17 protein-coding genes and 1 riboswitch are annotated in these 20,871 nt (G+C 35.2%); all 17 genes read right to left on the bottom strand.

Translation table 11 applies throughout. From position 1 onward, the window contains the following. Positions 1–157 precede the first annotated feature (157 nt). Entirely contained in the window at positions 158–394 is a 237-nt protein-coding gene (locus tag LG651_RS00260; protein WP_226694163.1) for a hypothetical protein, read from the bottom strand. Positions 395–403: 9 nt separating this feature from the next. After that, a complete protein-coding gene (gene metH / locus LG651_RS00265; RefSeq protein WP_226694164.1) occupies positions 404–3,076 on the bottom strand; it encodes a methionine synthase in 2,673 nt (890 codons plus the stop codon). Between the two features lie 13 nt (positions 3,077–3,089). After that, positions 3,090–4,109, bottom strand: coding sequence for a homocysteine S-methyltransferase family protein (locus LG651_RS00270; protein WP_226694165.1), 1,020 nt, complete (start codon positions 4,107–4,109; stop codon positions 3,090–3,092). A gap of 142 nt (positions 4,110–4,251) precedes the next feature. Further along, positions 4,252–4,364, bottom strand: a riboswitch (SAM riboswitch). A 55-nt stretch (positions 4,365–4,419) separates the two neighbouring features. Continuing rightward, the gene (locus LG651_RS00275) at positions 4,420–5,334 is read right to left on the bottom strand and encodes a metallophosphoesterase (RefSeq protein ID WP_226694166.1); all 915 of its coding nucleotides are present in this window, start codon (positions 5,332–5,334) and stop codon (positions 4,420–4,422) included. Positions 5,335–5,337: 3 nt separating this feature from the next. Beyond that, positions 5,338–6,225, bottom strand: a complete 888-nt coding sequence (cysM, locus tag LG651_RS00280; RefSeq protein WP_226694167.1) for a cysteine synthase CysM — start codon at positions 6,223–6,225, stop codon at positions 5,338–5,340. Continuing rightward, entirely contained in the window at positions 6,215–6,952 is a 738-nt protein-coding gene (gene epsC / locus LG651_RS00285) for a serine O-acetyltransferase EpsC (protein ID WP_226694168.1), read from the bottom strand. Before epsC ends, cysM begins: the two co-directional genes overlap by 11 nt. A 116-nt stretch (positions 6,953–7,068) precedes the next feature. Continuing rightward, positions 7,069–8,124, bottom strand: coding sequence for an NAD(P)/FAD-dependent oxidoreductase (locus LG651_RS00290; protein WP_226694169.1), 1,056 nt, complete (start codon positions 8,122–8,124; stop codon positions 7,069–7,071). Positions 8,125–8,133: 9 nt separating this feature from the next. After that, positions 8,134–8,712 (bottom strand): precorrin-2 dehydrogenase/sirohydrochlorin ferrochelatase family protein, encoded by a 579-nt coding sequence (locus LG651_RS00295; RefSeq protein ID WP_226694170.1) that lies wholly within the window; start codon positions 8,710–8,712, stop codon positions 8,134–8,136. Between the two features lie 2 nt (positions 8,713–8,714). Further along, positions 8,715–9,479, bottom strand: coding sequence for a uroporphyrinogen-III C-methyltransferase (gene cobA, locus LG651_RS00300; RefSeq protein ID WP_226694171.1), 765 nt, complete (start codon positions 9,477–9,479; stop codon positions 8,715–8,717). Between the two features lie 12 nt (positions 9,480–9,491). Then, entirely contained in the window at positions 9,492–11,585 is a 2,094-nt protein-coding gene (locus tag LG651_RS00305) for a HEPN domain-containing protein (protein WP_226694172.1), read from the bottom strand. Between the two features lie 20 nt (positions 11,586–11,605). Next, positions 11,606–12,232 carry a phosphoadenosine phosphosulfate reductase domain-containing protein gene (locus LG651_RS00310; RefSeq protein WP_226694173.1) on the bottom strand — a complete coding sequence of 209 codons (627 nt, stop codon included), beginning with the start codon at positions 12,230–12,232 and terminating at the stop codon, positions 11,606–11,608. 147 nt (positions 12,233–12,379) lie between these two features. Beyond that, positions 12,380–12,814 carry an RrF2 family transcriptional regulator gene (locus LG651_RS00315; protein ID WP_226694174.1) on the bottom strand — a complete coding sequence of 145 codons (435 nt, stop codon included), beginning with the start codon at positions 12,812–12,814 and terminating at the stop codon, positions 12,380–12,382. A 28-nt stretch (positions 12,815–12,842) separates the two neighbouring features. Continuing rightward, the gene (locus LG651_RS00320) at positions 12,843–13,847 is read right to left on the bottom strand and encodes a polysaccharide lyase family 7 protein (protein WP_226694175.1); all 1,005 of its coding nucleotides are present in this window, start codon (positions 13,845–13,847) and stop codon (positions 12,843–12,845) included. Between the two features lie 51 nt (positions 13,848–13,898). Next, positions 13,899–14,699: a PhzF family phenazine biosynthesis protein gene (locus tag LG651_RS00325; RefSeq protein ID WP_226694176.1), complete on the bottom strand. Its 801-nt coding sequence runs from the start codon at positions 14,697–14,699 to the stop codon at positions 13,899–13,901. Continuing rightward, positions 14,689–15,867: a trans-sulfuration enzyme family protein gene (locus LG651_RS00330; protein WP_226694177.1), complete on the bottom strand. Its 1,179-nt coding sequence runs from the start codon at positions 15,865–15,867 to the stop codon at positions 14,689–14,691. The genes LG651_RS00325 and LG651_RS00330 overlap by 11 nt, the downstream gene beginning before the upstream one ends. Positions 15,868–15,999: 132 nt before the next feature. After that, positions 16,000–19,401 carry a bifunctional aspartate kinase/homoserine dehydrogenase I gene (gene thrA, locus LG651_RS00335; protein WP_226694178.1) on the bottom strand — a complete coding sequence of 1,134 codons (3,402 nt, stop codon included), beginning with the start codon at positions 19,399–19,401 and terminating at the stop codon, positions 16,000–16,002. Positions 19,402–19,539: 138 nt separating this feature from the next. Beyond that, a complete protein-coding gene (locus LG651_RS00340) occupies positions 19,540–20,814 on the bottom strand; it encodes an O-acetylhomoserine aminocarboxypropyltransferase/cysteine synthase family protein (protein WP_226694179.1) in 1,275 nt (424 codons plus the stop codon). Positions 20,815–20,871 lie beyond the last annotated feature (57 nt).

Here is a 20,871-nt window from a genome sequence, read left to right on the forward strand (position 1 = left end):
AGAAACAGTTAACGCAGCAACAGTTAACATTAAAAGCTGAATAAAAAATTTAACCTCTGTAGAAAATTTAAGTCTATTCATTTTCATCGTTTTTTTGCTGCAAAATTCTTATTTATATAGCTTCAATTTGTTACCGAAAAAGCAACAAATTGTTAAGTTAACTATTCAATAGATTTTTTACTGTTTCGTAACCATCTTCATATTCCCAATACACCCATCGACCATCTAAATAATCGATTAAAACATATTTTTCACTCACCGATTTTATTCTAGATACAGCAACCAACTTTTTTGAAAAACCATCTAAATCAACACGTTCTAATATTTCTTTATTGTTTTCATCAAAACCATGGCATACCATATGGCTTCCTAAAGTTAACTCTATAAATTTCATCTTTATTTTCTAATCTGCTAAATTGGGGTGTAACCATTTTCTAGCTTTCTCTAAAGCTATACCTTTTCGTTCTGCATAATCTTTAACTTGGTCATCGGTTATTTTACCTAAACCAAAATACTTTGCTTCTGGGTTAGCAAAATAATACCCCGAAACCGCAGCAGCTGGCCACATAGCTAAACTTTCTGTTAGTGTTACGCCAATAATTTTTTCAACCTCCAGCAATTCCCAAATGGTTTCTTTTTCTAAATGATCTGGACACGCCGGATAACCTGGCGCCGGACGAATACCTTTATAGCTTTCTTTAATTAAATCGTCGTTGGTTAAATCTTCATTTTCGACATAACCCCAATGTTTGGTTCTTACTTCCTTATGCAAATATTCAGCAAAAGCTTCAGCAAAACGATCGGCAATAGCTTGAGCCATAATAGCACTATAATCATCGTCTTTAGCCTTATAACTTTCTGCTAATTCTTGAGCCCCGAAAATAGCGACACAGAATGCGCCAATATAATCGGTTTTTCCTGAACTTTCTGGTGCAATAAAATCAGCTAAAGCATGGTTTGGAATACCTTCACGTTTCTTTAATTGCTGTCTTAATGTCCTAAAAACGGCAATTTCTTCACCCTTCTTTTTAACAGAAATATCATCATCGTTTATGGTATTAGCTTCAAACAAACCAAAAACCGCTTTAGGCTTTAATAGTTGTTTAGCTATAATGTCTTGAATCATGTCTTGCGCTTCGTTAAAAAGCACCGTAGCTTGCTCGCCAACAACATCATCTTTTAAAATATTTGGATATTTACCGTGCAAATCCCAACTTCTAAAAAACGGACTCCAATCTATAAACGGCAACAATTCTTTTAAGCTTAATTGCTTAAACATTTGCACACCCATAGCTTTAGGCTTTACAATTTCGGAAGTTTCCCAATCGATGTTATATTTACGCGCTCTAGCTTCGTTTATAGTTATATACGATTTCTCTTTACCTCGTTTTAAAAACTTGGTTCTAAATTCGTCGTAATCTTGTTTAAGTTTAGCAACATATTCATGTGCTGTTTGTTTGTTTAACAAATCGCCCACAACTGTTACCGCTCTGGAAGCATCATTTACATGAACTACCGCGTTTTTATACTGCGTATCTATTTTTACAGCCGTATGCGCTTTAGATGTTGTTGCACCACCAATTAACAATGGAATGTCGAAATTTTCGCGTTGCATTTCTTTAGCTAAATACACCATTTCGTCTAACGATGGTGTAATTAAACCAGACAAACCAATAGCATCAACACGCTCTTTTATGGCTGTTTCAATAATTTTTTCGGGTGGAACCATAACGCCTAAATCTACAATTTCGTAGTTATTACAGGCCAGCACCACGCTTACAATATTTTTACCAATATCGTGCACATCGCCTTTTACTGTTGCCATTAAAATTTTACCAACAGGCTCTGAGTCTTCAGTTTTTTCGGCTTCAATAAACGGATTTAAGTAAGCCACAGCTTTTTTCATTACACGTGCCGATTTTACTACCTGTGGCAAGAACATTTTTCCTTCGCCAAACAAATCGCCAACCACATTCATACCAATCATTAAATGGCCTTCAATAACATCAATTGGTTTTTCGGATTCTTGTCGCGCTTGTTCAATATCTTCAATAATAAAAGCATCTAAACCTTTTACTAAAGCATGCGTAATTCTGTCTTGTAACGGGTTTTCTCGCCAAGATAAATCGACTGTTTTTTCGGCTTTTGAGCCTTTTACAGTTTCGGCAAATTCTAACAAACGTTCGGTAGCATCGTCTCTTCTATCTAAAATAACATCTTCAACGTGCTCTAATAAATCTTTAGGAATATCGTCGTAAACTTCCAACATAGTTGGGTTTACAATACCCATATTCATACCTGCTTGAATAGCATAATATAAAAATACGGAATGCATCGCTTCGCGAACCGCATTGTTTCCTCTAAACGAGAACGACACGTTACTTACACCACCACTTACACTCACATTTTCAAGGTTTTGGCGCACCCATCGGGTGGCTTCAATAAAATCGATAGCATTTTTTCGATGCTCTTCCATTCCTGTTGCAACTGGAAAAATATTTAAATCGAAAATGATATCTTCTGATAGAAAACCTACTTTGTTTACCAAAACATCGTAAGATCGTTGAGCTATTTCAATGCGTCTTTCATAATTATCGGCTTGCCCAACTTCGTCAAAAGCCATTACAATTACTGCGGCACCGTAACGTTTTATTTGTTTAGCTTCCCAAATAAATTTTTCTTCGCCTTCTTTTAACGAGATAGAATTTACCACACATTTACCTTGTACCACTTGAAGACCAGCTTCGATAATTTCCCACTTAGAACTATCAATCATGATTGGCACACGACAAATATCTGGCTCTGCGGCAATAAGATTTAAAAAACGAACCATAGACTCTTTACCGTCTATAAGTCCGTCGTCCATATTAATATCGATAATTTGAGCACCACCATCTACTTGATGACGTGCAATATCTAAAGCTTCATCAAATTTTTCTTCTTTAATTAAACGTAAAAATTTACGTGAACCTGCTACGTTAGTTCGCTCTCCTACATTTATAAAGTTGCTGTTTTCGTTTAAAACCAAAGGCTCTAAACCAGATAACTTCATGTATTTTGTTTGCTTTACTTTCATTAATCTATTCGCTTTAAAGAGACTTTTCGACTGCGCTCAAAGTGACAGCTTCACGTGGTTTATATTTCGCAGCAATATTTGCTATAACGCGAATATGTTCTGGACTTGTACCACAACAACCACCAATAATATTTATTAAATTCTTTTTTAAGTACGCCTCAATTTGCTCGCCCATTTCTTCTGGAGATTCATCGTACTCGCCAAAAGCATTAGGTAAACCTGCATTTGGATGTGCCGAAATTGCAAATTCAGTTTTATTGGCAATGGCCTCTAAATGTGGCTGTAACAAATTGGCTCCTAAAGCACAATTAAACCCGATAGAAAGCAATGGCACGTGCGACACCGAAATTAAAAAAGCTTCGGCGGTTTGCCCCGATAAGGTTCGTCCTGAAGCATCGGTAATGGTACCGCTAAGCATAACAGGAATATCTAAATTTCTTTCGTCCTTTACTTCTTCTATTGCAAATAACGCTGCTTTTGCATTTAATGTATCGAAAACGGTTTCAACTAATAAAATATCTGCGCCACCATCCATTAAAGCTTCAACTTGCTGCTTGTATGCTATTCGTAATTCATTAAACGTTACGGCTCTGTAACCCGGATCGTTTACATCGGGCGACATACTTGCTGTACGGTTTGTTGGCCCAATTGAACCTGCTACAAAACGAGGTTTATTTGGTTCTTTTTTTGTGAATTCTACAGCAACTTCTTTTGCTATTTTAGCGGATTCGTAGTTAAGTTCGTAAACCAAATCTTCCATTTGGTAATCGGCCATAGCAATGGTTGTTCCTGAAAAGGTATTGGTTTCAATAATATCGGCACCAGCCTCGAAATACTTTGCGTGAATGGTTTTTATAGCTTCGGGCTGTGTAATAGACAACAAATCGTTATTCCCTTGTAACGGCGTTGGATAATCTTTAAAACGCTCACCACGAAAATCTTCTTCGGTAAACTTATAGGCTTGCAGCATGGTTCCCATGGCACCATCTAACACCAAAATGCGTTCTTTTAAAGCCTTTCTTATATCTGACATTTCTTCAATATTTTTTCATTCTGAAGTATACACAAGCAGCATGAAATGAATTATTTAATGAGAAACTGAAATCCTTTCAGTTTAACACAACTTAATTTTTTATTTTATATGATGTTTCAAGAAAAGCAAGTAGAAAAACGCTTCGTTATCTGCCTAATTACTTTTACAATTAGTAGAATTTAGCACCTTCCCCGAAAAATCGGGAGGTTGCCAAGGTTTCATTGGGTCTAGTCCCTCTACCTTTCTTGATAACATTTTTATATTAATGAACTAGTGCGCAAAAGTAACACAATTAACTATATTTTTTATGCTAAAACTTTAAATTTCTGCTGTTTTCTCGACCAAATCCTTTAATCAAAATAGAGTCTTTAAAAATTGTAGCAACCGAATAGGCTGTACTATCCGCGAAATCGACCATGCCTTTATAAGTAACATAATGTACGCCTTTGCGTTTAAAGTAACCACCGGCATGATTATGACCGTTAAAATAGAATTTCACATTATTGTAATTATCTATGGTTTTAAAGAACTGATTGTAGTTCCATAAACTATGCATGGTATCTTTTTCGGCTACTGGAAAATGACAATAAAAACCTACATTTTCGTTATTTTTAACGGATTGTTCTAACTCTGATTTCACCCATTTTAACTGCTCAAAACTTAATCCGCCATTCCATTTTTGAATGTTTTTATAACCTTCCGATTTAAGCTGATTGTACATCGAATCGGTTTCAGTCTTTTTAGCTTGGGTTAATGCTGCGAAAAAGCTTAAATCGTTACCATCTAAAACAATGAATCGCCAGTTATTTTTAATGATGCTGTAATAGCGATTTTGAAGCCCCATTTTATTAGCAACATTTCCTTTTAAAGAATCGGCCACACTAAAATCGTGATTTCCTAAAACGTGATGGTGTTCCGATTTTAAATTATTCCAAATGGGTAAAACCGAATCGAAACTCGCAAAATCTTTATCTATAAAATCACCTAAATGAACAGTATAATCTAAATTATAAGTATTTAGTTCGGCAACGGCTTTTGCTAATTTTTGAGTTGATTTTTTGTAATATCTACCAAAATCTGAATTGGGTTCACAAAAACAATATTGGCAGTCGGCAACAATACCAATTTTAAAATTTGAATTAGATTGTTGCTTCGCTTGCTTTACCTCTTTTTTACAAGCAAAAAGACTAATTACTAAACCAAATAGCAGTAAAAATTGTTTCATTTTTTATTCGAATAAGGTAGACGATAAATACCTGTCGCCACGATCGCAAATAATAGCAACAATGAGTCCTTCGTCAATAGTTTCAGCAATTTGCAACGCAGAATACACCGAACCACCGCTGCTCATTCCTGCAAAAACACCTTCTTCTTTAGCCAAACGTTGTGTTGTTACCTTAGCATCTTCTTCTGAAACCTCAACAACTTGATCAACACGTTCGCGCTCGAAAAATTCTGGTAAGTAGGCTTCTGGCCATTTACGAATACCTGGTATTTTAGCACCATCGGCTGGTTGTGCCCCAACTATAGTTACATTTTTGTTTTGTTCTTTTAAATATCTAGAAACGCCCATTATAGTTCCAGTGGTTCCCATGGCAGATACAAAATGAGTTATTTTACCTTCTGTTTCTTCCCAAATTTCTGGCCCTGTGGTTTTATAATGTGCTTTCCAATTATCGTTATTTGCAAACTGGTTTAGCAGCGTGTATCCTTTTTCGTCTCTTAATTTATAGGCTAAATCTCTTGAACCTTCAATACCAACATCTACAGAAGTTAAAATAACTTCGGCTCCATAAGCTCGCATAGTTTTTACACGTTCTACAGTAGAGTTTTCGGGCATTATTAAAATCATTTTTAACCCTAAAAGTTGTGCTATAAAAGCTAAAGCAATACCAGTGTTACCACTTGTAGATTCTACCAAGGTATCTCCTTTTTTTATGTCGCCCCGTTTTAAAGCTTCAGAAATCATGTTGTATGCCGCTCGATCTTTAACGCTTCCTCCAGGGTTATTTCCTTCTAATTTTAATAGTAAGCGCACGCCTTCTTTTTTAACTAAATGCGTTGCTTCAACTAAAGGTGTATTCCCTATTTGATCTAATATTGTTTTAAATGCCATTTTTTTTGGGTCTTATTTTAATTTCGGTTTGATAGGTTACCAATGAATTTTTAGGAACGGAATGCGTAATCCAAACGTTAGCACCAATAATACTGTTTTCACCAATAACAATATCGCCACCTAAAACTGTGGCATTGGCATAAATGCAAACATTATCTTGAATGGTTGGATGGCGTTTAGTTGACGCTAAATCTTTTGAAACTTGAATGCCGCCAAGCGTAACACCTTGATAAATTTTTACATTTTTACCAATAATTGAGGTTTCACCAATTACAATTCCTGTACCGTGATCTATATAAAACGAATCGCCTATGGTTGCTCCTGGATGAATATCGATACCTGTAATGCCGTGAATATATTCACTCATCATTCGAGGTAAAATATAAACACCTAATTTATGAAGCGCATGACTTAATCTATGTATTGAAATGGCGTGAAAACCTGGATAAGCCAGATAAATTTCTTCTAAACAATGCGATGCTGGATCATTTGTTTCGAAAGCTATAGCATCATCATCTAACTGTTTTCTAATATTTGGTAACTCACTTTTAAAGGTTTCCCAGATATCTTCAGCATTTTCAATATTTAACTTTGAAAGAATGTTTATAAACGTTTTTTCTAAATACGCGCTATTCGCTTCCTCTTGTTCGCAATCGAATAAAGAATAAAATAGTTTTTTAGTGAATTTTTTAACAGTGTCCTTTAAACAAACGTTGTAACTTTTCATTTGTGTTTAATTTACAGCTTATTTAATTTTTAATTGATAGTCGTTCAAAAATATTAAATCCTGCAAGGTAAATGCAACCTTGCAGGATTTAATTTTTGTTATATTTTAAATAATGCTTAGTCTATGGCTTGCACAACAGCTTTTGGCGCCTCTTTACGTGTTCCGTCAAAACCATCTACTCCAGAAACTGTTGTGTATTTTAGCACAAATTTCTTTCCTGGATTAATGATTTTATATGCCGCTTGACACATAATAGTTGCCTCATGGAAACCACAAAGAATTAATTTTAATTTTCCTGGGTAAAAGTTACCATCGCCAATAGCGAAAATACCAGGAATGTTTGTTTGATAATCTAATGCATTATTAACTTTAATAGCATTTTTCTCAATTTCTAAGCCCCAATTTGCAATTGGCCCTAATTTTGGAGACAACCCAAATAAAGGAATAAAATGATCTGTTTCTAAAGTTATTGGTTCTTCGTCTTTTTTAGTAATTTCAATAGCTTCAACCTTACCATCACCAATAATATTAGTTACTTCGGCAGGTGTAATTAAATTAATTTTACCTAACTTTTTAAGCTCACCTACTTTTTCAACAGAATCTAAATGACCTCTAAACTCATTACGACGGTGTACTAGTGTTACACTTTTAGCAACATCGGCTAAAAAGATACTCCAATCTAACGCAGAATCTCCACCACCAGCAATTACCACATTTTTATCGCGATACATTTCTGGTTCTTTAATCATGTATTCCACACCTTTATCTTCGTAATCTGCAAGATTATCTAATTGTGGCTTACGAGGTTCGAAACTACCTAAACCACTTGCAATTGCAACAACTGGCGCTTGGTGTTGTGTTCCTTTATTTGTAGTTACAATAAACGTTCCATCTTCTTGTTTATCGATAGTTTCTGCACGCTCACCTAAAGTAAATCCAGGCTCGAATTGCTTACCTTGCTCAAGTAAATTTTTAGTTAAGTCTCCAGCTAAAATTTCTGGAAAACCAGGAATATCGTAAATTGGTTTTTTTGGGTATAATTCTGAGCATTGTCCACCTGGTTGCGGTAATGCATCAATTAAATGACATTTAAGTTTTAATAATCCAGCTTCGAACACTGTAAATAAACCTGTTGGTCCTGCTCCTATGATTATGATATCTGTTTTAATCATTTTGAAATATTAATTTTTCTCTATTAATCCTTTAGTAAATTCGTTTAGCGCTTCCACTTTTTGTTCGAAATCGCCTTTTATAGTTTTTCTGTATTCGTTTAAATTTTTAACTAAATCGTCGATATTCTCAGGAATAACCTCCTCGAAAAACTGACGTAAACGTTTTGCTGTTGTTGGCGATTTTCCGTTGGTAGAAATTGCCACTTTTACGTTTCCTTTAGTTACAATACCACCCATATAAAAATCACAATACGGTGGGTTATCTGCTACATTTACTAGTTTTGCTTCAGCTCTACAATCTTTGTAAACCTCAACATTAACTTCAGGCACATCGGTTGTTGCAACAACAATATGTTGCCCTTGTAAATATTTTTTACTATAAACATCCTCAATTAAGGTAACATCTCCTTTTTCAGCTAAAGCTGAAGTCCCTTCTCGAAACATTGGGGATACCATTGTTACTTTTGCATCTGGACTTGATTTGAGCAAAAAAGTAAGTTTCTCTTCTGCAACAAAACCTCCACCTACAATAAGCACCTTGAGATTTTTAACCTTTAAAAACACCGGATATAAATTATTTCTTTCCATTTTTATCCGTTATTTATAACTTCTGAAGCAATAGAACTTAAAATAGCACGCTCTTTAACCACATCGCCAATAATAATTATTGCTGGGTTTGCTAACTCTTGCTCTTTTACAATAGCTTCAATATTATGTATTCTGCCTATACCTACTTTTTCATCGGCTCTAGTGCCGTTTTGAATAATGGCAATATGCGCATCTTGCTTGTTTTCTGCTGAAAAAATTTCAACAATTTTACCAAGTTTACCCATACCCATTAAAATAACAACCGTAGCCGTTGATTTTGCAGCTAAAGCAACATCACCAGAAATTTTATGTTCCTTCGTAGTTCCTGTAATTACCCAAAAACTCTCTGAAGCACCTCGTTTTGTTAACGGGATACCTTGATAAGCAGGCACCGCTAAACTTGATGAAATACCAGGAACCATAAAGGTTTCTAGCCCAAACTGACGAACATAATCGATTTCTTCGGCACCACGACCAAATATAAATGGATCGCCACCTTTTAATCGTACCACATGCCCTTTTTCTTTAGCTTTAGCAACTATAAGATCGTTAATTTGCTCTTGTTGATATGCATAACACCCTCTACGTTTACCTACAAAAATAAGCTCCGCATCTTGAGAAGCATATTTTAGTAAACGCTCGTTTATAAGTGCATCGTACAGGATAACGTTTGCCGATTCTATAGCCTTAATTGCTTTAAGAGTTATTAAATCTTCGTCTCCAGGACCTGCGCCTACAACTGTTAATTTAGGGGTTAATACATTCATTTTATATCGATTTTAAGCTTCTTGAGCTTGTTCTGCTTCTCTAAACGCTCTAACCGCAGCTAAGAACTTTTCCGCATTAGCGATGTAACTTACAGCAAAATCTTTAGTGGGTGCATTTTTGTTAATTTCATAGATTAATTCTGAAAAAGAAACACCTAAATCTATTCTTCCGCTTTCAATAAAAAGTTCATCGAACTGAGAAATAATTCCTGCATGCGTATTTGTTTTCTTATTTTCGGCTAATAATAACGCTTTCGCGGAATTAACTAACGATTGGTATGCTAAGTATATAGCACCAGAGTACACTTCATTTCCAAAAGATTCTTTTGCGTTTTCAATTTTCTCTTCACTTTCGAAAAACAAGGTAGCGATTAAATCGATAACCACACCAGCACACTCACCAACACCAATGGCTTTAACATATTTTTCTTCTTCACCCCAATCGATAAAATCTAAATCTGTTAAATTAGTAACATCTTGTAAATCATTTAACAAATCGTAAAAATAACGATCGCCAGTTTCTTTATAATACTCTACAAACTGTTTTCCGTTTGCATTAGCTTCATAGTCATTTAAAATTCTGCGTAACGCTTCAGGCCCTCTTCTACTTGGTACTTTAACCACTTTATCGGCAAAAGTAGCGTTACCATCGCCTTGGTTTCCACCACCAAGTAAAACTTGTAAAGCTGGAGCTACCAATTTATCTTTTGTACGAACCGTCATCCCTTGGAAACCAATATTTGCCATATTGTGTTGCCCACAAGCATTCATACAACCACTAATTTTTATAACTAAATCTTCGTTTTTTAAATACTGTGGATATTCTGTTTTTATAACGCGCTCTAGCTCTTCTGCAATTCCGGTACTACTCGCAATACCTAAGTTACAAGTATCTGTTCCTGGACATGCTGTAATATCGACTGCTTTGTTATAACCAGCTTCTACAAATCCTAGTTTTTCTAATTCTTGATAGAAAAACGGCACTAAATCTTCCTTTACAAAAGGAATTACAATATTTTGACGTAGTGATAAACGTACTTCGCCCGCCGCATATTTATCTACTAAATTTGCTAATAAACGTGCTTTATCTGTATAAAAATCGCCTAATAAAACTTTAACACCAATAGCTACATAGCCTGCTTGCTTTTGAGGAATTAAGTTTGTTGATTTCCATAGATTGAAAGCTTCTTCGTTTTTAATTTCAACTTGAGGTGCTTCAACTTGAACTGGTTTAGAAGCTACATAAGCATCGGCATCAATTGCTACAGATTTAAACTCAATCGCTTTTTGTTCGTTATCGATTAGTTCTTTAAATGCTTCTAGACCTATATCTTTTACTAAGAATTTCATTCTTGCTTTGGCTCGACTTTTACGCTCACCATAACGATCGAAAACTCTTAATATACCTTCCATTATTGGGATGATTTTATCGGTTTCAACAAAATCATATAACACATCGGCATGTCTTGGTTGCGAACCTAATCCGCCAGCAACCATAACTTTAAATCCGCGAACACCATCTTTTTCTTTTGCAATATATCCTATGTCGTGTAAATACGATAATCCGGTATCTGCATCGGTTGATGAGAATGACACTTTAAATTTACGCCCCATTTCTTGACAAATTGGGTTACGTAAAAAGAATTTATATAAGGCATCTGCATACGGCGATACATCGAATGGTTCGTTTACATCAATACCTGCTGTTTCGCTAGCTGTTACATTTCTTACTACGTTACCACAAGCTTCGCGAACAGTTACTTCATCTTTCTCTAATTCTGCCCAAAGCTCTGGCGTTCTATTTAAATCTACGTAATGAATTTGTATATCTTGACGTGTTGTAATATGTAATCTTCCGCGAGAATATTCATCGGACACATCGGCAATTCGGCGTAATTGATTACTTTTTAATTTACCGTAAGGCACCTTAATACGAATCATTTGAACACCTTCTTGACGCTGTCCGTAAACACCACGCGCTAAACGAAGACTTCTAAATTTTTCTTCATCAATTTTTCCTTTATGAAACAATTCGATTTTATTGGCTAATTCAATAATATCTTTTTGTACAATTGGATTTTCTATTTCCGTTTCGAAACTTAACATATTGCAATTCTTTTTTTAGCTTATTGTAAATGTATACCACACTCTCTATTATCTAATGCCTTTACAGGATCGAAATAGTTAACGTTTTTTGGTAATTTTTTCTTTTCTATTAAACGATCTAAAGCATCATCATCCCAATAATAAAAAGGACTTACTTTTAAAATTCCCTCTTTACTTAAACTTAAAATGTCTTTTTTAGAACGTAATTCTGTTTTTCTATCTCTAATATTTGTAAACCAAACTTCTGGTTGATGTTCACTTAAAGCACGTTTAAACGGCTCTAACTTTACAACTTCTGAAAACAACGAATGATTTTCATCCTCTACGCCAGGTAAACCAATTGTAGCATCAATCTCTGATTTTGGCTTTAAAGGCTGATATTTATGAATATTTAAGTTGTATTTCTCTATTAAATTTTCGGCATGCTTATAGGTATCTGGTTCGTTGTACAATGTATCGCACCAAATTACCTTTATGTTTTTATCATGTTTTGTAATTGTGCTTAATAACACTGCTGAATAAATACCAAAACTTGTAGTTACCAATCTATTATCTGAAAGTTTTAATGCCCAATCAATAATTTCGGCAGGTGATAAGTTCCTTAATTTCTTATTCCAAAACTCAATATCTAATTCGTGTCCTAACATATCATTCTGTTTTCACATATTAATCCTATCAATTTAATAGGAATTACAAATGTATAACTTTTTTTTAAACAAAAAAGCCATAAAACTATTTTTAAGAAATATTTAAATTAATTGAGTTTCAGGTTAAAAAAAGCAATAAGCCAGATATTATTTTACAATATTCTCAGTCTTTTTTACTGCTAAATCGGCAAGTGTTGTATTTCTAAATACATTTAAAGCACTATCGCGAACTTGAATCATGAGTTTATGCACACTACAAGTATCTTCGTCGACACAATCGTCGCACTTTTCGTAATAATTTAAACTCACGCATGGCACCATTGCAATTGGACCTTCAAGCACCCGCATAACTTCGGTCATTAAAATATCTGCCGGATCCTGACGTAAATAGTAACCACCATGTTTTCCTTTTTTAGAACCTAAAACTCCTGCTTTTCTTAACGTAAGCAAAATACTCTCTAAAAACTTTTGTGGTATTTGTTCGTTTTTAGCAATTGCACTTACTTGCACAGGATTATCTCCTGCAGAATTCACAATAAAAGTTAAAGCCTTAAGGCCGTATTTAGTTTTTTTGGATAGCATATTGCTAATATACTTATTTTACAATTATTTAATTTACCGTGTGCGATTTTTCTAATGCATAAAACGTGGCTTGAACGTAATCTTCATCGTTACCAGAATTATTTTGATTATAAACTCCGGCTTTAAAATACATGTATTGCCCACCTTGATCATAGCCACTATTTGCCATACTTATGGTTTTAACCACGTTGTCCTTACCTTCACGTAAAATGGTAACTACCATAGTATTATTTACCACTCTAATTTTATATGAAAACTTTTCGTTTAACGCAATGCCATCTTCAGGATTTGAAGCCGAACTACTTCGCGAACCTATTAACTCGTACCATTGCTCATCGCCATAACCATCGCGAGGTTCGTGGGCGAAGTAAATAGATCCTAAATTATTTTCTGGTAATTTTCTGTAATAAATTCGAATCGGTTCATCGTCGTTTGCATGAATTTGCCCAACAATTACGCGTCCTACTTGTCCACTATCTCCGGTAGTTGTTACATGGTTTACCGCAAGTGTTGCTAACATTTCGCCATCGTAACCTGCAGCTGCAGTAATATCGGTAGCTGGTGCAGAACCAAAGACCCAATTATTTTTATTTACACCTTGTGTACTAACGCTTGTATTGGTACCACGAAGCATTTCGCGAAACTCCACACGTGTATAACTTGTATTTGTTGATGTTTTAAATCCCGCAATTGGACATTTAAAAACCATTCCGCCATCTTCGGCAGTATAAAAATACTTTGAATTCTCGTAATTATCATTCAATTGAGCTACCGTAACAGTAACCGAGGTGCCATCGCCTTCATCTTCTGGAATACTTAAATTCCATGTAGATAAATCGAAGTTTTCTGCTGGTGAAGCATCAGCATTTAATCCTCCTGAATTTTGATTATTATTATCATCGGTATCATCATCTTCAGTTTCCTCAACTTCTTCAACAACCTCTTCCTCTTCTGTTGGCGCATCGTTTGAACTACACCCAAAAATCGCTGTAAAAGCGATTAACCCAAATAGTATTAATGTTTTCTTATTCACAAGTTTAGTTTTAGTTTATTTATATAAAAGAACCACAATGAGCATGCCAAATTAAATCGATAAATCGGCTTTAAAGACTGTAATTGCCTTTCCTTTTATTTTTACTTTATTATTAGAATAATTTAACATTAAGGCACCGCCACGTTTTGATATTTGGTGCGACACTAAATTATTTTTGTTTAATTTTTTTGCCCATAAAGGTGTTAAAGCACAATGTGCAGAACCGGTAACCGGATCTTCATTAATTCCAGATTCTGGCACAAAACAACGTACAACAAAATCGGCTTCTTTATGGGTCGCTTCCGCGGAAATCATTAAATGCCCTAAGCCATTTGCGTTTAAAGCTTCGAAATTAGGCGAACAATTTTCAATATTTTTTTGATTTTCAGCAATCGCCATAAACCAATTTGCTTCACTTTTATACATTTCCTTAGGCATAAACCCTAAAAGGGATTCAAAATTTACAGGAATTTCGGTTGCACTGACTTGGTATTCTGGGAATTCCATAGCAATAAATCCGTTTTCGTAATGAATTACTAAATCGCCTCCCTTAGCTTTAAAGTGTATAGGTCGATCTGTTGGTACTAAACCAACACTGTACATAATATGAGCTGAAGCCAAAGTGGCGTGACCACAAAGCGGAATCTCGACTGTTGGCGTATAATATTTAATTTCGAAATAATCATTTTTAGGAAATACAAATGCCGTTTCAGACAAATTCATTTCCATTGCCATATTTTGCATCCAAGCTTCAGAAACCTCTTCTTTTAAAAGCATTACACCTGCTGGGTTTCCTTTGAAAGCTTCTTCTGCAAAGGCATCAACTTGATATATTATACTATTATTCAGCATGATTTAAAGCTTGATCTAGATCTTTAATAATATCATCGACATGCTCTAATCCTACCGAAATTCTTACAGCACCATCTGTAATACCAACTGCAGCCTTAACTTCTGCCTCTACTTTAGCATGTGTTGTGCTTGCCGGATGCGTTACAATAGTTCTGGTATCCCCTAAATTGGCCGATAAGGAACAAAGTTTAATATTATCGAAAAATTTACGACCGCCATCAATACCGCCTTTTACTTCAAAAGCTATAATGTTACCTCCTAATCGCATTTGTTTTTTCGCAATATCGTACTTAGGATGCGATTTTAAAAACGGATATTTCACCCAATTTACTTTGGGATGATTTTCTAAAAACGCTGCAATCTTAAGTGCATTCTCACAGTGTTTTTCAACACGAACTGCTAAAGTTTCTAAAGATTTTGATAATACCCAAGCATTAAAAGCACTCATAGCTGGCCCTGTTAAACGCGAAAACAAATAAATTTCGCGAATTAACTCTTTTTTACCAACTGTAACACCACCAAGTACACGACCTTGACCATCCATTAATTTTGTTGCTGAATGAATTACTAAATCGGCACCATATTTTATTGGGTTTTGCAAATACGGCGTAGCAAAGCAATTATCTACAACGAGTAGTAAATTATGCTTTTTACAAATGGCGCTTAACAACTCTAAATCTAACACATCAACTCCTGGATTAGTAGGTGTTTCGGCGTAAATAAATTTAGTATTTGGCTGAATTAAACTTTCTACAGTTTCAACTTCATTTATATTAAAATATGAGCATTCAATATTCCATTTTGGTAAATATTTGGTAAACAAACCATGGGTTGCACCAAACACCGAGCTGCATGACAATACATGATCGCCAGCATTTAACAAGGTCGCAAATGTTGAAAACACTGCCGCCATACCACTTGCAAAGGCAAAACCACTTTCGGCACCTTCCATTTTACAAACCTTATCTATAAACTCGTTTACATTTGGGTTGCTGTAACGACTGTATAAATCGCGTTGCTTTTCTTCTGCAAACGAGGCTCGCATTTCCTCAGCATCATCAAAAACAAAACCAGAGGTTAAGTATAATGGTACAGAATGCTCTGAAAACTGACTTGTTTCTGTCTGTGTTCGTATAGCTTCGGTTTCAAAATGGTTTTTATCGCTCATTCTTTTTCTTTTTATTTTTCAATTTATTATTACACTTCGACTGCGCTCAGTGTGACAATCTATTTTTCGTGTAATTTAAAACAATACTAAAAATCACAGTTATCTACTTAGAGATTTCTTCTTTCACAAAAACTAGTTTATGTGTTTAGACAACCTTAAAATATCGCCAAACACACCTCTAGCTGTTACCTCAGCACCCGCACCCGCACCTTGAATTACTATAGGTTGCGTACCGTAACTTTCGGTGAAAATTTCAAAAATAGCATCGCTACCTTTTACGTGACCTAAAGTGCTATCTTCTGGTATAGACACTAATTTCACTTCTAAATGTCCTTTGTTTTGCGATAAATCGCCCGACAAATCGCCTACATAACGCAATACATGTCCTGGTTTTTGCGCATCTTTTATGCCTTGATATTGCTCATCTAACACATTTAACTGACCTAAAAATTCATCAACAGATATATTTTGATACGCTTCTGGAATTAAATTTTGCACCGAAACATCTTCAAATTCATTTTCTAAATCTAATTCTCGTGCCAAAATTAATAACTTTCTTGCAACATCGTTACCCGAAAAATCTTCTCGTGGATCTGGTTCTGTAAAACCTTTGTCGATAGTTTCCTGAATAATTTCACTAAACGGCTTGTCTTCCACAGAAAAATTATTGAATAAGTAACTTAACGTTCCTGAAAACACACCTCGAATCCTTGTAATATTTTCTCCAGATTCGTGTAACAACTTAATCGTATCAATTAACGGTAAACCAGCACCAACAGTAGTTTCGTATAAATATTGTTTATTATTTTCTTCAAGCTGAACGCGTAAGTCTTTATAAAAATCGTGCGAAATGGTATTTGCTATTTTGTTAGACGACACCAAATCGAAACCAGCTTCAACCAACGGCACGTAATTTTGATAAAATGTTGCACTAGCTGTATTATCTACCGCAATTAAATTTTCAAGGTGATGATTCTTTGCAAAAGCAATAATATCTTCAACCGAACTTTCAAAATTTGAAGATTTTATCTCGGTTGCCCAATTGGTTTTAACGCCATTTTTGTTTAGTAACAATCGTCTGGAGTTCGCAATAGCAAACACATTTAAGTTGATGCCTTTACGTTTTTCAATTTCATCTTTCGACTTTAAAATCTGATTTATTAAAGCACCTCCAACACCGCCATGACCAAAAATGGCAATATTAATTTTCTTTGAAATACCGAAAATTTCACCATGAATAACATTCATAGCCTTATGCAACTGGCTCTTTTTAACTACCAAACTCACGTTTCGCCCAGTTACCGTATTATTAAACAACAACGGCGTAATTTGGTTTTTAATAAGTGCATTAAATGGTTTATGAAACGAACTTAACTCAATACCCACAATTGATATTACAGCAACATCGTCTACCACTTTTATTTCGTTAACGTCTTGCGAGTAAAAATCTCTTTCAAACTCACGTTCTAAAGCAATTATAGCTTGGTCTGCATCGTTAGCATCAATAACTAAACCAATACCACGCTCCGAAGAACCTTGAGAAATTATACTTACACTAATGTTTTTATTTGCTAAAGCTCCAAAAATTCTGGCATCAACACCACTAATACCTAATAAACCGCGACCTTCTAAATTTAAAAGTGCCACATTATCTAAAACAGACAAAGATGTTACCTCTTTAGAGTTTGGCTTTGCTGTAATTAACGTGCCTTCGTCGTCTGCATTAAAGGTGTTTAAAATACGTAGGTTTATATTTTTTTCTACTAACGGAATTATGGTTTTTGCGTGTAAAACCGTTGTTCCAAAATTGGCTAACTCGTTAGCTTCACTAAACGATAATTCGCGTATTTTTTTAGCATCTTCAACCAAATCTGGGTTTGCCGTGTAAATACCATTAACATGTGTGTAATTTTCTAACTCTTCGGCATCTAAAAAATTAGCTAATAAGGCGGCTGAATAATTACTACCGTTACGCCCTAAAGTAGTAGTTTCACCATTTTTATTTGATGCAATAAAGCCAGTTACAACATTTACAACATCGCCACCATGTGCTTTAAAATGTTTTTTTACGTTATCCTTAGATAACTGATTTATAGGTTTTGCATTACCAAAAACATCATCGGTTTTTATAAGTAATCGCGCATCTGTTGGGTTCGCGTTAATACCTTTTTGCTTTAGTATTTCCGAAACTATTTTAATAGATAATAGTTCGCCTTGTGCTAAAACTTCATCTTTAGTTTTTTTACTATAATCGCCTAATAAACTTACACCTTCAAACAATTTTTCGAGTGTAGAGAACTCTTCAGAAAAATCTATACTTGGTAGCGGCTGTAATTGTTCAGCTTTAAAAGCTTCAAACAACGTTTTATAATCTCTTCCTTTGTGAGCCAAATCTAAAATAGTCTCCAACTCGTCTGTAGCACTACCGCGAGCAGAAACCACCACAGCAATTTTTTCTCCAGCATTTACTTTATTTTCAATTATTTGGATTACGCGGTTTAACCCTTCTCCATTCGCTAAAGATTTCCCTCCAAACTTTAATACTTTCATTCTTTTCTTTTTAGAATTTGGCACAAAAATGCCTTCTACAATTTTTTCTAACTGGTCGTACTCCATTAAAAACGCATCGTGACCGTGTACCGAATGTATTTCGTTATACGTTACATTAGGTTTTGTTAGCGCCAATTGCTTGTGTGTTTCACGGTTTTCTTCCGCCGTAAAAAACATATCAGAATCTACACCAACAATATGAATATTGGCTTTAATAGCATCTAGCACATTAAAATTATCGCCTCTACCTTTGGTAACATCAATGGTTTTAAGCAACTGATTCATTAATTTATACGCCGATAACTGAAAACGTTCTTGCAACTTTTTACCATGATGCAACAACCAACTTTCTACATTAAAAATCTCTAAATCCTCATTTTTACTACGCTGAAAACGCTCTTTAAACGATTCTGGCGTACGATAACACAACATGGCATGCATACGCGCATCGTGCACTGGGTTTTTAGAATTTAATAAAAATTGCTCCTGTATTTGGCAATTAGCAATTAACCAATCGGTCGATTTCCAATCTGTCGCCACCGGAATAAAATGCTCGGTAAAATCGGGTTTTAAAACCGCCATTTCCCAACCAATTCCACCACCTAACGACCCCGCAATAGTGGCGTAAATTTTGCCTGTTTTTAAAATTTCTAAACCAGACAAAAACAATTTTGCCACATCGCGCGCTACAAAATCCTTATAATTATCAATTACAAAACCATCGTAACCATTACCCGGAATATTAAAGGCTAAAACCGTATACAAATTAGTATCAATAACCTTATCGTCTCCAATCAAATCCTTCCACCAACCATCGGCGCCAGCCACATTACTGTTACCAGTTAATGCGTGATTTACCAAAACAATTTGCGCAGTACCAAGCGGCTTCCCAAAAACCTGATAACTCAAGTTAATTTCCGGAATTTCCACACCGCTTATAGTCGTGTAATTATTAATTTTTATATGTTCCAAAAGTGTTTCCAATGTATATTATTTTGGCGTTACCTCGCCCCGAATATTCGGGGTCGAGGTCGGGCTATACGTTACAAGTCCTCGCTATCGCTGTGGGCTTTCTACTACTATCCCTAACGCGGAGCTTATTTGCTAAGGTAAATTCTAAAACTAAAGCTTAGCAAAAACCGCTTTTAAATCGGCTTTTAAATCTTCGATGTCTTCAATACCAACCGATAAACGAATTAAATCTGGACCAACACCTGCCGATTCTTGTTCAGCTTCAGTTAATTGTTGATGCGTTGTACTTGCTGGGTGTATAATTAAAGATTTTGTATCGCCAATGTTTGCTAATAACGAGAATAATTTAGTTTCGTCTGCAATAGTTTTAGCAGCTTCAAAACCACCTTTAGCACCAAAGGTAACAATTCCGCTTTGTCCTTTTGGCAAATATTTTTCAGCTAAAGCATTGTATTTATTACTTTTTAAACCAGGATAGTTAACCCAAGCCACTTCATCTTGTGCTTCTAACCATTCTGCTAAAGCTAGGGCATTTTCGCTATGTTGCTTAATTCTAACCGGTAAGGTTTCTAAACCTTGAATAATATTAAATGCATTTGTAGGACTTAAAGCGCCACCAAAATCGCGTAAACCTTCTAAAATTAATTTAAAAGTATAGGCCGCAGCACCTAAAGTTTCATGATATTTTAATCCGTGGTAACCTGCAGATGGCTCGGTAAATTCAGGAAATTTTCCGTTTGCCCAATCAAAAGTTCCTGCATCAATAATGGCTCCACCAAGCGATGTTCCTTGTCCGCCAATATATTTGGTCAACGAATGAATAACAATATTTGCACCATGCTCTATTGGGTTTAATAATGCCGGAGTTGCAACCGTATTATCAACTATAAACGGTACACCCGCTGCTTTGGAGTGTGCTGCGATGGCTTCTAAATCTAAAACATCTAATTTTGGGTTTCCTAAAGATTCAACAAAAAATGCACGTGTATTATCTTGTACTGCAGCTGCAAAATTATCAGGATTATCAGCATCAACAAAAGTAGTTGTAATGCCTAAACGTGGTAAAGTAACTTTAAGTAAATTATAGGTTCCGCCGTATAAACTGCTCGATGCTACAATGTGGTCTCCTGCTTTTAAAAGCGTTAATAAACCTGTAGAAATCGCCGATGTTCCCGATGCAAAAACTACCGCACCAATACCGCCTTCAACTGCTGCTAAACGCTCTTGTAAAATTTGATTTGTTGGGTTATTTAATCGGGTGTAAATAAACCCTAATTCTTGTAACGAAAATAGGTTGGCTGCATGATCTGAGTTATTAAAAACATAACTTGATGTTTGGTAAATAGGCACTGCTCTTGTTCCTGCGTTTGCTGTAACATCGTGACCTGCGTGTAATGCGTTTGTTGCTAATTTTTGATTGCTCATTTTTCTAATTTTTTAGTTTAAAATTTAAATTAAAAAGCCAAAACGTACCACTATGGT

Source organism: Neotamlana sargassicola (assembly GCF_020523965.1).
Classification (GTDB): Bacteria; Bacteroidota; Bacteroidia; order Flavobacteriales; family Flavobacteriaceae; genus Neotamlana; species Neotamlana sargassicola.